A 14,975-nucleotide genomic window follows, 5' to 3' on the forward strand; every position below is an offset into this window, starting at 1 on the left:
GATACACAGGGTTTATTCGCTTCTGAGGCTTTTGACCGGGTTCATCAGGGCGGCTTTGATGCTCTGGAAGCTCACCGTCAGCAGGGCGACCACGATGGCCAGCCCCCCGGCCAGAGCGAACATCCACCAGGCGATGTCGATGCGGTAGGTGAAGTCCTGAAGCCACTGGTTCATGGCCCACCACGCGATCGGTGAGGCAATGAGCAGCGCCACCCCCACCAGAATCACGAAGTCTTTCGACAACAGCCCGACGATGCTGCTTACGCTGGCCCCCAGCACCTTACGGATACCGATCTCCTTCGTCTTCTGCTGCGTCACGAGCGCCACCAGCCCATACAGGCCGAGGCAGGAGATCAGGGCCGCCAGCCCGGCGAAATAGCCGATCAGCCGGCTCAGCCGCTGTTCGCGCTCGTAAAGCCGAGCGATGGTCTCATCCAGAAACTGGTAGGAGAATCCTTTCTCCGGAAAAAACCGGTTCCACTCCTGCTCGATGAATTTAAGCGTGGCCTCCCGGTTCTGCGACTGGATTTTGATCGAGAACAGCCGCAGCGTCGGCAGGTCGATGCTCATCATCATACCTTCGATGGGATTGTGCAGCGAGCGGTTATGAAAATCCTTCAGTACGCCGATGATCTTGCCCTCCTTGCCCTCCAGGTTGACGGTTTTGCCGACGGCTTCCCCCGGCGTCTTCCAGCCGAACTGCTTCGCGCCGGTTTCATTGATCAGGAATGCCGAGGTCCGGTCGGTCGGGTAGGACTCCGAGAAATTCCGTCCGGCGACGAACTTGAGTCCGTAGGTATCGGCCACGTTATAATCGACGCCCATCGAACTGATGAACAGGTTTTCTTCGGGCTTATGCCCTTCCGGCACCACGTTCCGGCGCACACTGCCGTCGCCCATCTGCTGGGTGGTCAGCGTCACCTGCTTCACGCCCGGATTGCGGAGCAGGATTTCGCGGAACGTCCGCAGCCGCAGGTAGGTGCTGTCGGTGCGGTTGGCGAAGATGTTGGTAATCCGCTCGTTGCGCGTATTGGCCGTAATGATGAAATCCTTCTCGAAACCCAGCGGCCGGTTCTGCATGTAGTTGAGCTGCCGGTAGGCCACCAGTGCCCCGATGATCAGGGCGATGGACGCGACAAACTGGGCGCCGAGCAGTACCTGCCGCACCGCACCGCCCTTCGCCTTACCGCTGACGAAGCTGCCTTTTAGCGTCGTGATCGGCTGGAAACGGGCCACGAAGAAGGCCGGGTAGAAACCCGACAGCAGGCCGGTAAACAGCGCGATCCCGACGAAGAACCCGATCAGGGGCGCATCCGACAGAAAATACCGCATCGTCAGTTCCTTGCCCGTCAGGTTGTTCAGCACCGGCAGCAGCACCGCGATCAGCACGAAGGAAAACGCGAGCGCGATGACGCTCAGGAGCAGCGACTCCCCCAGGAACTGCGCGATCAGCTGCGCCTTCTCGCTGCCGAGCACCTTCCGGATACCGACCTCTTTGGCCCGTTTCAGCGAGCGGGCCGTGGAGAGGTTCACGAAGTTGATGCAGGCGATCAGCAGCGTCATCCCCGCAATGCCGAGAAACACGTAGAGGTAGGTCAGACTGCCGGCCGGCTCGGGGCCGCCCTGCGCCCGGGAGCGCAGGTGGAAGTCGCTCAGGGGTTCGAGTTTGTACTCGATGTCTTTGGAAAGCTGTTTATCGACGTGGGTCAGCAGAAACTTCGGAAACCGCGCATTCACCGTTTCGGGCGACGCGCCGGGCCGCAGCAGCACGTAGGTATAGCCGTGGGAGATGATCCAGTTCTGCGGCAGGTTCTGCCGGGCGGTTTCGGTTTCCGTCGCGAACATGGTTTCGTAGTTCGACAGCAGATCGATGCGGATGTGGGAGTTGTCCGGGAAGGCTTCGAAGACGCCCGTCACCCGCAGCGGATGCCGGCCCTCGTAGAGCAGCGTTTTGCCGACGGGGTTCTCCTTCCCGAAATACTTGGCCGCCATTTCCTCCGTAATGATGACCGTGAAGCGGTCTTTCAGGGCCGTGGCGGGGTTGCCCTGCCGGAACCGGAAGCTGAAGATGTCCAGGAGGGCCGGGTCGCCGAAGAAAAACCGGTCCTCGTCGAACTTGACGGGCTGCCCCTGAGGCCGGCCGGCCGGCTCGACCGTCGCGCTGCTCCGAAACACCCGGGCCGACTTCTCGATCTCCGAAAAATTTCCGGCCAGCAGCGGAGAGGCCGGGGGCGGAGTCAGCGCCAGGGGATCTTCCAGACCGGCGAATTTGGGCAGATACGTCACCCGGTAGATCCGGTCGAACTTCTCCTGAAACCGGTCGTAACTCAGTTCGTGCCGGACGAACAGCAGAATCAGGAAGCAGCACGTCAGACCGATGGTCAGCCCGAAGACGTTGATCAGGGAAAACAGCTTGTGCCGAAGCAGGTTCCGGTACGCGACGGTGAAATAATTCCTGAACATTCGGATAGGATAGGTTAGGTTTGGAAAAGTTATTCGCTTCGCAGGCTTTTGACCGGGTTCATCAGGGCCGCCCGGATGGCCTGAAAGCTCACCGTCAGCAGGGTAATGACCGTGGCGCCGATGCCCGACAGGACGAAGATCCACCACGAAATGTCGGTCCGGTATTCATACTGTTTGAGCCAGTCGCTGAGGAAATACCAGGCCAGCGGGGCCGCGATCAGGAACGACAGCAGCACCAGCCGCACAAAGTCTTTGGAGAGCAGCCCCCACAAACTGAACACGCTGGCCCCCAGCACTTTCCGCACCCCGATCTCTTTCACGCGCTGCTCGGCCACGAACGACGCCAGCCCGAACAGACCCAGACAGCTGATGAAGATCGCCAGCACGGCGAAGATCCGGGACAGCTTCCCGATGCGTTCCTCGGCCCGGAACTTGGCGTCGTATTCCTGATCGGCGAACTGAAAGTCGAACAGGCTGTCCGGGTCGTGTTTCCGGAAGACCGCTTCCACTTTTTTCAGCGCATCCTCCACCGGGACGTTCGGCCGCAGCTTGATGTTGATGAAATTGGCCCAGTCGTAGCGCATCATGAAAATGGTCGGTTTGACCGGCGTGTAGGGCGACTCCATAACCATGTTCTTCACTACTCCGACCACCTTCATGGGCTTCTCGTTATACCGGATGGTTTTTCCGACGATGTTCTTCAGACCCGTCAGGGCCACGGCCGCTTCGTTCAGGATGAAGGCCGAGGTGTCGGTGGAAAAATCGCGCGAGAAGTCGCGGCCTTCCAGGATCTTCCAGCCGATGGTTTTACCGAAGTCGTGCGTGCAGGCGATGGTGCCGAACAGCGGAATTGCCTGAGGGTCTTTGCCTTCCCATTCAAAACCGATCTGGTTGGACCAGACGCCGGTCGTCGGGCTGGACGATTCGCTCATTTCCTCCACTACGCTGGTTTTCAACAGGTCGTCGCGCAGGAGTTCGTATTTGTTCTGTCCGTAGAGGTTGCCGCTCAGCGACACCTGAAGCAGCCCCTCGCGGTTGTAGCCGACGGGGCGGTTTTTGGCGTGCTGGATCTGCCGGAACACGATGATGGTGCCGATAATGAGCGTGATGGACACCGTAAACTGCACCACCACGAGCACCTTGCGGGGCAAGGCGGCAAACCGGCCGAGCCGGAAGGTACCTTTCAGCACCGCCAGCGGATTGAACGACGACAGGTACAGAGCCGGGTAGCTGCCCGACACCAGCCCGGTGAGCAGGGTGAACCCGATCGCGGCCGCCCAGAAAACCGGCGATCCGTACGGAATGCTGACCTGCTTGCCCGACAGTTCGTTGAAGGGCGTCAGCGAAAGCTGCACGATGAGGATCGCCAGGAACAGGGCGAAGAAGACCACGAGCATCGACTCGCTCAGGAACTGCGTCACCAGCTGTTCCCGCTGCGACCCGACGGCTTTGCGGATGCCCACCTCCTTGGCCCGTTTTTCGGAACGGGCGGTGCTGAGGTTCATGAAGTTGATGCAGGCCAGCAGCAGCACGAACACCCCGATGATACCGAACAGCCACACGAACTGGATGGCTCCACCAACGTTTTTACCGTCCTTGAAGTCCGAATACAGGTGCCACTTCGCCATCGGATGCAGGAAGTACTCCGGATTCTCCTGCTTGGAAGTATGCGATTTCTCGACGTCCCGGATTTTAGCCGAAACCTTTTCAAAATCGGCCTGATCGCCGATCTGAGCGTAAGCCTGGAACGAGTGGTTGCTCCACTGCTGCTGCGACTCCTTCACCCAGCCCTGATCGATCAGATACGAGCTCCAGGGAATGAAGAAATTGACCTCGTGAAAATCCGAGTTGAAGGGCAGGTCGGCGAAGACGCCCGTTACCTTCAGGTCGGTTTTGGTATCGATTTTGAGGATTTTGTTCAGCGGGTCCTGCTCCCCGAACAGGGTCTTCGCCAGCGATTCCGACAGCACGATGGAACGCGTCTCCTTCAGGGCGGTGGCGTAGTCGCCCCGGACCATGTCCAGCGCGAGCATCCGGGGCAGTTCCGGCTCGGCAAACATGCCCTGCTTGTTGATCTTTTTGTCGCCGTTGGTCAGCAGATGCCCGAAATTCCAGGAAGCCATGGAAATAGCCTTGAAGTCCGCTCCATACTTGGTTTTCATCTCCGTAATGGACGGAATGGAAACCGCCCGGCCGCTGCCGGTGCTGCCGTTGAAGGTCTGGTTGATGTAGATCTGGGCCAGCCGGTCATAATTCCGGTGAAACTTGTTGTAGGACAGCTCGTCGTAGATCCAGAGACCGATGAGCATGGCAATGGACATCCCGACGGCCAGACCGAGAATGTTGATGGCGGAATACCCCTTGTTTTTGGCAAGGTTCCGAAAGGCGATTTTGATGTAGTTACGCAGCATATATGTGATTACCTATTCGTTTTTAAGACTTTTCACGGGGTTCATCAAAGCCGCCCGAACGCTCTGGATGCCGACCGTCGCCAGGGCAATGCCGACCGCAGCCAGCCCCGCCCCCGCAAACATCCACCCCTCCACCTCGATCCGGTAGGTGAAATGCTCCAGCCAGCGGTGCATTCCGTACCAGGCCACCGGCGTTCCGAGAGCGATGGCGACCAGCACCAGTTTCAGAAAATCCTTCGACAGCAGGGCCACGATACCGGCCACCGACGCGCCCAGCACCTTGCGCACGCCGATTTCCTTGGTGCGTCGGGCGGCCGCAAACGTGATCAGGCCGAACAGGCCGAGGCAGGAAATAAAGATCGAAATGGCCGCAAACACCCGGAACGCATCGAATACGAGCTGCTCGATCAGGTAGTTACGGGCCAGGGAATCGTCCAGAAAGGTATACTGGAACACATCCTCCGGGAAGACCTGCTTCCAGGTCCGGGCGATGGCACCAAGGGTCTGCGGCAGGTTCGCCGACGACGCCAGCTTCAGATGAAGTTCCTCGAAAAAGCCGGTATTCCAGACCATCATCACGCAGGGTTCGATGGGCTTCTGGAGCGACGTATTATGAAAATCCTTCACCACGCCCAGCACCGGGGCCTCGCCCTCGTTGATGACCACGGTTTGCCCGACGGCCGCTTCGGGCCTCAGACCGAGCATCTTCGCCATCGTTTCATTGATGACGAAGCCGTTGAATCGCTGGCCGTCCCGCACGACGTTCGTGCGGGTGAACCAGTGTCCGGCCACCATCCGCAGCCCGAACAGCGACTGGTATCGCAGATCGACCACCTTCATTTCGGCCTGCCGGTTCATGGTCTCCGGTTCGGATTTCAGCCGGAAGTCGGTGCCGTAGTGGTTGTTCGTCGTCGGCGCGCCGGTGGCGAAGCTCACCTCCCGAACGGCGGGGTTTTCCAGCAGCCGTTCCCGGAACACCTCCATTTTACTGATCTGCTGGTTGCGCGGGCCGTTCAGCGTCAGCACGGCCTCTTTCGTAAAACCGAGTTCCTTGTTCCGGAAAAAATCCATCTGCCGCGCCACTACAAGTGTCCCGACCAGCAGGCCATAGGTGATGCAGAACTGGAGTACGATCAGCCCCTGCCGGAGCGAAAACCCTTTCTGCGGACCGTCAAACGCGTTTTTCAGAGCTTTGATCGGCTGAAAGCCCGACAGCACGAAAGCCGGATAACCGCCCGCCAGCAACGCTACCACGCCTACCAGCCCGGCACCGAACCCCCAGAGGCCCGCATCGGGCCGCAGGTCGAGGTCGATCAGGGTAAAGGAGCGGTTCAGCAGCGGCAGCAGGGCGTTGAGCGCCAGCAGAGACACCACCCCGGCGACGGCCGCCATCAGCAGGCTCTCCCCGATAAACTGCATAAAGAGCTGCGCCCGCGTGCTGCCGATCACCTTCCGGATGCCGACTTCCTTCCGGCGCCCGATGGCCTGGGCCACGCTGAGGTTGATGAAGTTGAACGCGCCGATCAGCACCAGAAAAACCGCCAGCACCGCCAGCCCGGCCAACACCGACCGGCTGATCACATACCGCCCCAGGCTGCCGCCGTAGAGCGTGCCGGTGTGGATCTCACGAAGAGGCTGCAGGAAGTAACTGATCCGGCGCTGGTCTTCGGCGTTCTGATACTTTTTCTGAATCCCCTTCAACTGCCCTTCGAAAGCCGCCGGATCCGCGCCTTCCGGCAGGGTAAGGTAGGTGGTTCCCTGGTAGTTGCCCGACCAGTTGGTCACCTGAAACGGATTATTTTTCTCGAAAAACCGGAAGTTGATCAGAATATCGAACAGCAGGTTCGTATTGCGGGGCGGAGTCCGGATCACTCCGGTGACCGTCAGGGGGTCGGAGTTATTCAGGGTCAGGGTTTTCCCGATCAGGCCGGCGAAGTTCCCGCCGGCGCCGGGGAAATACCGCTCGGCCATCTTCCGGGTCAGCACCACGGCGTTGACCGGCCGGAAGGCGGTTTTCGGGTCGCCGGCCAGCCAGAGCCCTTCCGGAAATGCCGCACTGAAGTCGAAGGTGTTCAGATAGTTTTCATCGGCGAACATTACCCGTTTTTCCTCGAACCGGTTCACGTTGCCCCGGCCGTCGGTCGAACTGATGATGCGCATATCGGGGCCGGCGGTCTGCGTGACGCTCACCCCCGGGATTTCCCGACGGATGGCCTGAGCGAGCGGATAAGCCGTCGTGGACCAGTACTGCACCCCGTCGGCCTTGCGGCTGTGTTCGACGACCCTGAAGATGCGGTCGGCGTTCGTATGGAAGCGGTCGAAGCCCAGTTCATACCGGATAAAAAGGACGATGAGCAGACAGCACGTCATGCCCAGCGCCAGCCCCAGCACGTTGATGAAGCCGTACGACCGGTTTTTCCAGAGGTTCCGCAGGCCGATTTTCAGGTAGTTTCCGAGCATAGTTTTATTACGTCCTGACTCTTTTTTCAAACTTTAGTCCCTCACTCGCTCCGCAGCGACTTCACCGGATTCATCAAAGCCGCCCGGATGCTCTGGACGCTCACCGTCGCCAGGGCGATGAGCACGGCCAGCGCCCCGGTGGCGGCAAACATCCACCATTCCAGGTCGATGCGGTAGGGGAAGTCCTTCAGCCAGGCACTCATGAAATACCAGGCCGCCGGGCCGCCGACGACGAGCGCCAGCAAAACGAGTTTGATAAAATCCTTCGAGAGCAGGGTGACGATGCCGGCCACCGACGCGCCCAGCACCTTGCGCACGCCGATCTCCTTCGTCCGCTGCTCGATGGTCAGCAGGGTGACGGCGAACAGGCCCATGCACGACAGCGCCACGGCAATGCCTGCAGCGATGCCGTACATCTTCGAAAGCCGTTCCTCCTGCCGGTACCAGCGGTCGGTGTTTTCGTTCAGGAACGACGCCAGAAATTCGGACCGGGGAGCGATCTGCTTCCACTCCCGTTGGAGCGTTTCCATCACGGACGTCGTTCCCTCGGGCCGCACCCGCACCAGTACATAGGCGATCCCGACCTGCGGGGACATATGCATGGTGATCGGCTCCACCTTGTTATGCAGGGCATACAGGTGAAAGTCGGGAACGACCCCGACGACCTGATAGCCGGCGTTGTTCGGTCCGGCTTTGAAAAACGCCCCGACCGGGTTCTTTTCTCCCATCCGTCGGGCCATGCTTTCGGTAATGATCACGCTGGATACCGAGTCGGCCGCATAATCACGACTGAAATCCCGTCCGGCCAGCAGCCGGATGTTCAGTGTTTTCAGATATTCATAATCGATGCGAAGCCAGTCTGTAACGACCTCCCGGCCTTTGTACGAAAAGGCGGTCATGCTCCGCGAAGAGTTGTTGTCGAGACCGTCGCCGAGGTTGACGGCGGTACCCGTCACGGCCACCACGTTCGGATCACCGGCCAGGCGGCTCCGCAGGCGATTCAGAACGTCCCGCTCCTGAAAATCGCCCACCAACGGAAGGCTGATGACCTGCTCCTCCTCGAACCCGAGCGGCTTATCCCGGAGGTACCGAATCTGCTGCAACACGATGAAGGTGCTGGTAATGAGGGCACAGGCCACCGCAAACTGCGTAACAATCAGGCCGTTACGCAGCAAACCGGGCCGGCCGGGCCGCAGCGTGCCCTTCAGCACCTGCACCGTCGGAAAGCGGGCCATCATCCAGGCCGGATAGCCGCCCGAGACCAGGGTGATCAGCCCGAAGCCGCCCAGAATTGCCGCCAGCGTCACCGGCGACAGGAGCGTTTCCAGTTTCAGCCGGGTGGCAAACAGGGCGTTGAACTCCGGCAGAAGCTGCACCGCCAGCCAGATTCCCAGCAGCAGGGCGAGGGTGCAGGTCAGCAGTGCTTCGCCCCAGAGCTGGGTGAACAGCTGGCTCCGCAGCGCCCCCAGCGACTTTCGCACCCCTACCTCCCTCGCCCGCGTGAACGACCGGGCCAGCGTCAGATTGACAAAATTGATGACCGCAATCAGCAGGATGAACAGCCCGATGCCGAGCAGCGTGTAGACGTACGCCCGGCTTACGCCCATTCCCTGAATCAGTTCGGTGTCGAAATGGACGGCCGTAAGCGGCTGAAGACGCAGGCTCAGCCGGTCGCCGTTTTCATCGGTGAAACTCCCGATCCTTTTCAGATCCCGGATGGTTTCCGAAAAATACCGGCTGGTCAGGCTCCGTACGCGGGCTTCAAACGCTTTCTGCGCAGCGCCCTCCTTCAGCAGGATATACAGGCTATGATTACTAAAATTCCAGTTTCCTTTCAGGTCCGCATAATCCGCCCGGTTCTCGACCCGGATGAAGGCATCGTACGTGACCGATGAACTGGCGGGCGCGTTCGACACGACGGCGCTCACGATGAATTCCTTCCACCCCCCAAAGCCTTTCACCCGCACCGACTTCCCGACCGGGTCTTCCTTCCCGAAGACGTCCCGCGCCAGGTCCTCGCTGATGACGATGTCACTGAGGTTGTTCAGGGCATGGCGGACGTCACCCCGTTTCAGGGGGAAGGAGAAGATCCGCAGCACTTCCGGGTCCGCACAGCGGATGTCCTTCTGAAAGGATTTGCCTTTATACTCCAGAACGCCCGACGACGCAAAATACCGGGTCACGCTTTCGACTTCCGGCAGTTCGGCCTTCAGCGCCGGGCTGAGCGGATACGGCATGCTGCCGACTTTCCACGGGCCGGTATTGCGGTTCTGGACCAGATAAGGACGGTAGATGCGGTCGGCTTTTTCGTGAAACCGGTCGAAGGAAAGGTCGAAGGAGGCCGACAGAAACAGCAGAAGGCTGGTGGCAAACGCCACCGCCATGCCCAACACGTTGATGAGCATGTGCGTCCGGTGTTTCCAGAGCGTTCGAACCGCAATTTTCAGATAGTTACGAAACATGGTTTTATGTCCGGTTAGGTGGTCTCACTCGCTCTTCAACGACTTCACCGGATTCATCAAAGCCGCCTTGATACTCTGGAAGCTGACCGTCAGGAAGGCCACCCCGACCGCCACGACGCCCGCCAGCGCAAACACCCACCACTCGACGTCGATCTTGTAGGCGAAGGCCCGGAGCCACCGGCTCATGGCGTACCAGGCAATGGGCGACGCAATCAGGATCGAGATGACCACCAGCTTCAGGAAATCCTTCGACAGCAGCGCCACGATGCTCGCCACCGACGCGCCCAGCACCTTGCGCACGCCGATTTCCTTCATCCGCTGCTCGGCCGTGAAAGCCGCCAGCCCGAACAGCCCCAGACACGCAATCAGGATCGCCAGGGCCGAGAAGAACAGCACGACCTGCGCCGTCCGCTGCTCGGAACGGTACAGCGTGTTCAGGTACTCGTCCAAGAACGTGTATTCGAAAGCCGACTCGGGCAGATCTTTCCGGAAGGTGGTTTCCAGTTGCCGCATGGTTTCAGGCAGGTTGGCCGTCCGGGTTTTGACCAGCAGGTAAGGCCGCCATTCGGAGTCGTTGTTATGAAAACCGTAGGCCCCGATGGGCGTGTGCATCGACTGGAAGTGGAAATCGTCGACCACTCCCACGATGACGGCGCGGTTGTAGCCGAAAACGCCCTGCGCGATCTTGCCGATGGCCTTCTCCGGCGTATAACCGAGATAATCGACGGCTTTTTTGTTCAGCACCATCTGCACGACGGTGTCCTGCGGATTTTTCACCGCCGGGAGCGAGGTGCCGGCCAGCAGTTTCAGCCCCAGCACGTCGATGATCTCGCGGTCGGCGCGGTTGGTCGTAATCGCCATGCCGCCGTGCGGATTGGTCGGGTCGGCCTTGCCCGGTTTGGAGATGGAGCGGCCGCTGCCGCCGTTGCCCGGATAGGCCTGCGTCCGGGTCACCTCCACGACGCTGCTCAGGGCGCGGTAGTCATTCACCAGCCCGTCGATGGCTTTGGCGTCGCGGGCGCCGGAGACCGTCACCGCCACCACCTGCGTGGGTTCGTACCCCAGCTTCTGCGTCTGAATGAACCGGAGCTGCCGGTAGAAAATAAAGGTACTGACGATCAGCACCACCGAGGCCGTAAACTGCATGACTACCAGCGACCGCCGGAACAAACCCGCCCCCGAGCCGGCACGGAAGGCGGTGTTCAGCAGGTTTTTGGGTGAAAAAGAGGAAAGATAAAAAGCCGGATACGAACCCGCCAGCAGCGTGATGAACCCGCCGATCGCCAGGAAGCCGCCCAGCACTTCGGGCGTCAGGATGGAGCTGAACGTCAGCTGCTTTTCGGTCAGCTGGTTGATGAAGGGCAGGCCGAGCGCCACCAGCCCCAGCGAGAGCAGCAGCGCCAGAAACACCATCAGACCGGTTTCGATGTAAAACCGCGTTACCAGATTCTGCATCGTGGCCCCGACGGTCTTGATGACGCCCACTTCCCGGAACCGGATCTGCGCCCGGGCGGTGCTGAGGTTCATGTAGTTGATACCCGCAATGAGCAGCACCACCACGGCCAGCACCAGCAGGATTTTCACCTGCCGGAAATCGCCGATGCGGGTGGTGTTGGAGTTGGTAATCCCGGTCGAATGCAGATGGATGTCGGTCAGCGGCTGAAGGCTGAGCGTAAACCACTGCTCGGCTTTCGGGATGTTCTTATCGACCACCGTCGCCATCTGCTTCTCGACGGCCGCGGCTTTGGCCTGCGGAGCCAGCCGCAGGTAGGTTTCGAAACTGGCGTTGTCCCAGGTCGGCTTTTTCGCCCACCGGATGCTGCTGAACGAGCCGATCAGGTCGGCGTCCAGGGTCGAAGCGCCCGGAAACGGCTCGTAGACTCCACTGACCTCCAGGGTATCTCTGTTATCCACGTACAGTATCTTGCCGATGGGGTTGCCGCTGCCGAAATACCGCTCGGCGGTCTCCCGGCTCAGGACCACCTTGCCGGGTGCCGCCAGGGCCGAAGCCGGGCTGCCCTGCACCAGGCGGACGTCGAACACGTCGAACAGGCTGCCGTCGGCCCAGTAGAACCGTTTTTCGGCAAATTTCTTTTCGCCGGACCGGACGAAGGCCGTCTGTCCGTAGTTATGGCGCAGGATGCGGACGTCCTGCTCGATGCCGGGAATGTCGGCTTTCAGCGCGGGTCCTACGGCGCTGGGCGCGTTGGCCCACTGCATGCTCTGGCCGTCGAAGGTGGCCGTGACGCCCACGCGATAGATGCGGTCGGCGTGGGTATGATACCGGTCGAAAGCCAGTTCATCCTTTACGTACAGCATAAGCAGGAGCGCCACGGCAAGGCCCGTCGCCAGCCCGAGCAGGTTCAGAAACGTGAACAGGCGGTTCTTCAGCAGACTCCGCCAGGCGATTTTCAGGTAATTTTTCAGCATAATTCCTTATAGTTACCAGGCTGGACCACACCCGGCCCCCTCCCTGGTAAGGAGGGGGTGGCTTTGCGGAGCCGAAAAACGGCAGCGCACTCCCCCTCCTGTTTTAGGAGGCCGGGCCGCCGGTGCGGGGTCGGGGGGTGGTCTCACTCACTCCGCAGCGACTTCACCGGATTCATCAAAGCCGCCCGGATACTTTGAAAACTGACGGTGGCGACGGCGATCAGGCCGGCCAGCACCCCGGCTGCGACGAAGATCCACCCTTCGACCTCGATTCGATACGCAAAGTCCTTCAGCCACTGGCTCATCCCATACCAGGCCAGCGGCACGGCGATCAGGAAGGCCACGGCCACCAGCTTCAGGAAATCCTTCGACAGCAGCGCCACGATCCCGGTGATCGAAGCGCCCAGCACCTTGCGGATGCCGATCTCCTTCATGCGCTGGGTGATGGTATACGACGACAGCCCGAACAGACCCAGCGACGCGATCAGCACCGCCAGCAGGGAGAAGTAACTGGTGATCTTTCCGAATATCCGGTCGGCCTCGTATTGCCGGTTGAACTGCTCGTCCATGAAGAAGTACGTAAATTCGTTGCCGGGGAAAAACTCCCGGTATTTGGCCTTCACCTGATCGATGGTCCGGCTCAGGTCGGCCGTCTCCACCTTGACGGAATAATAGCCGCCGGTGGCGTAGTAGGGAAAGAAAACGATCGGTTCGATCCGGTGCCGGAGCGACTGCTGGTGAAAATCCGCCATGACGCCGACGACCTCCCACGGCCGCCCGAAAATCTGCACCTTCCGGCCCACGGCCGAAGCCGGGTCCCGGAAGCCCAGCAGCCGGGCCGCAGAGTGATTGATGAGGGTTTTGTTGACCTTATCGGGGTTCTGATCCGAATCGGTGAGCAGAAAATTCCGCCCGGCCAGCAGCCGGATCCGGTAGGTCTCCAGAAAGTCGGCGTCGATGTGCATCCGGTTGACGGTCATGCCCTGGCCATTGTCGGATTCCAGACGCCGGACGCTGAACGTCCGGGGCAGCCGGTCACCGAACAGATTGATGGAGGCCGATGCGGCCTTGACGCCCGAAAGTTGTCTTAGTTCGCTTTTGAAGGTGTTGACCCGGTCGATGAAGGTCGAATCCCAGCGGGTCAGCGCCGGTCCCGACACGACCAGCATCTGCTCCATATCGAATCCCAGGTTCCGGTTGCGCATATATTCGAGCTGGCGGTAGACGATCAGCGTACCGATGATCAGAACGACGGAAGCGGTATATTGAAACACCACCAGCGACTGCCGGACCCAGATGCCTCTGGCCGAGCGCCGGAAGCTGCCTTTCAGAACGGAAATCGGCCGGAAGGCCGAAAGGCTGAAGGCAGGATAAAAGCCGGAGAGAAGCATCCCGAGCGTGAAAACGGCTACCAGAAAAACCGGCATCCCCGTGCCGCCGAATCCGGCCCCGGTGAGCAGCGAGAGCGAGAGCGGCTTGCCGATCAGACCGCTGACCAGCGGCTCGAGCGACAGGGTCAGCATGATCGCCAGGCCGAAGGCGAGAAGGTTCAGCAGCACCGATTCGGCCAGAAACTGCCCGACCAGTTGGGATTGGGTTGCGCCGACCACCTTCCGGACGCCGACCTCTCTGGCGCGTTCCAGCGAGCGGGCCGTGGCCAGGTTGACGTAATTGATCCAGGCGATGATCAGGATGAACGCCCCCACGATGAGCAGGGTCCAGACCGCCCGGCCGTTGTTGACGACCCCGATTTCGTACTCATAATCCGAATAAAGATGCGCTTTTCTCAGCGGCTGGAGATAAAACTTCTCGGTGCTGCCCGTCACCTTGTCGCCCTTGAAATACCGGGCGCTGAAAGCCGGAAATTTGCGCTCCAGCGCCCCGGCGTCGGCGCCCGGTTTCAGTTTCAGGTAATGCCACATGTCGGAGCCCTCCCAGCTGTCTTTTACCCAGGGACCCCAGATGCGGACAAGCGTTTCGTAGGAAACCAGTGCCCCGAATTGCAGATGAGAGTTAGCCGGAACGTCCTTCATGACGCCGGTGATGCGGTAAGGTTCAGGGTCCGTGTCGGCCATCAGCGTGCGGCCGATCAGTCCGGCATAGTCTTTCGGCTGTGCCCCGAACATCCGCCGGGCGTTACTTTCCGTCAAAATTAAGCTGTTGGGCGCTTTCAGGGCGGTTTTGAGGTCGCCGGCCACCAGCGGAAAGGAGAAGAACGTCAGAAAACGGGGATCGGCAAACAGGATGCTTTCCTCCTGAAAGACGGCCTTCCCCCGGCGAAATTTGACGCTTCCGCCCGAAACGATGGTGGTATAATCTTCGATTTCCTGGTAATCCTTCGCCATCGTCGGACCGACGGTCGGGTAGGTGATGGTGCCGTGCTGAACGAGTTTACCCTGCTGAAAACGGTCGTTGGTTACCCGGTAAATCCGGTCGAAATCAGGATGAAACCGGTCAAAATTCAGCTCGAAGCTGACGTATTGCAGAATCAGCAGGCAGGCCGTAATGCCCACCGCCAGCCCCAGAAGGTTGACCAGGGCAAACACCTTGTTTTTCCATAGATTCCGAAAAGCGATCGTGAGGTAGTTTCGGAACATAGCGGTACGAGTGAAAGGATGAAACCGGTATCTTCCCTGCTATCCCCAAACGATGTACCAAACTAATAAGCTACTAACTATCAATTACTTACTTAATCAGAATCAAATGAAATGTCCGCAAACGGACGGTTTCCCGTTCACTTGCGGACACC

Annotated in this window: 6 protein-coding genes; all 6 read right to left on the bottom strand. The window is 59.9% G+C overall.

The window, feature by feature from the left end; genetic code table 11:
* Positions 1-12: 12 nt before the first annotated feature.
* The 6 genes from DX909_RS15005 to DX909_RS15030 all read right to left on the bottom strand — a co-directional run bounded on the left by DX909_RS15005 (position 13) and on the right by DX909_RS15030 (position 14,823).
* Entirely contained in the window at positions 13-2,463 is a 2,451-nt protein-coding gene (locus DX909_RS15005) for an ABC transporter permease (RefSeq protein WP_128545998.1), read from the bottom strand.
* A 29-nt stretch (positions 2,464-2,492) separates the two neighbouring features.
* Positions 2,493-4,874, bottom strand: coding sequence for an ABC transporter permease (locus DX909_RS15010; RefSeq protein ID WP_128545999.1), 2,382 nt, complete (start codon positions 4,872-4,874; stop codon positions 2,493-2,495).
* A 12-nt stretch (positions 4,875-4,886) separates the two neighbouring features.
* Entirely contained in the window at positions 4,887-7,334 is a 2,448-nt protein-coding gene (locus tag DX909_RS15015) for an ABC transporter permease (RefSeq protein WP_128546000.1), read from the bottom strand.
* A gap of 41 nt (positions 7,335-7,375) precedes the next feature.
* On the bottom strand, positions 7,376-9,796 hold the full coding sequence (locus DX909_RS15020; protein WP_128546001.1) for an ABC transporter permease: 2,421 nt from the start codon (positions 9,794-9,796) through the stop codon (positions 7,376-7,378).
* Positions 9,797-9,820: 24 nt separating this feature from the next.
* Positions 9,821-12,226, bottom strand: coding sequence for an ABC transporter permease (locus DX909_RS15025; protein ID WP_128546002.1), 2,406 nt, complete (start codon positions 12,224-12,226; stop codon positions 9,821-9,823).
* Positions 12,227-12,369: 143 nt separating this feature from the next.
* Positions 12,370-14,823 carry an ABC transporter permease gene (locus tag DX909_RS15030; RefSeq protein ID WP_128546003.1) on the bottom strand — a complete coding sequence of 818 codons (2,454 nt, stop codon included), beginning with the start codon at positions 14,821-14,823 and terminating at the stop codon, positions 12,370-12,372.
* Positions 14,824-14,975 lie beyond the last annotated feature (152 nt).

Source organism: Larkinella soli, assembly GCF_003703975.1.
Classification (GTDB): Bacteria; Bacteroidota; Bacteroidia; order Cytophagales; family Spirosomataceae; genus Larkinella; species Larkinella soli.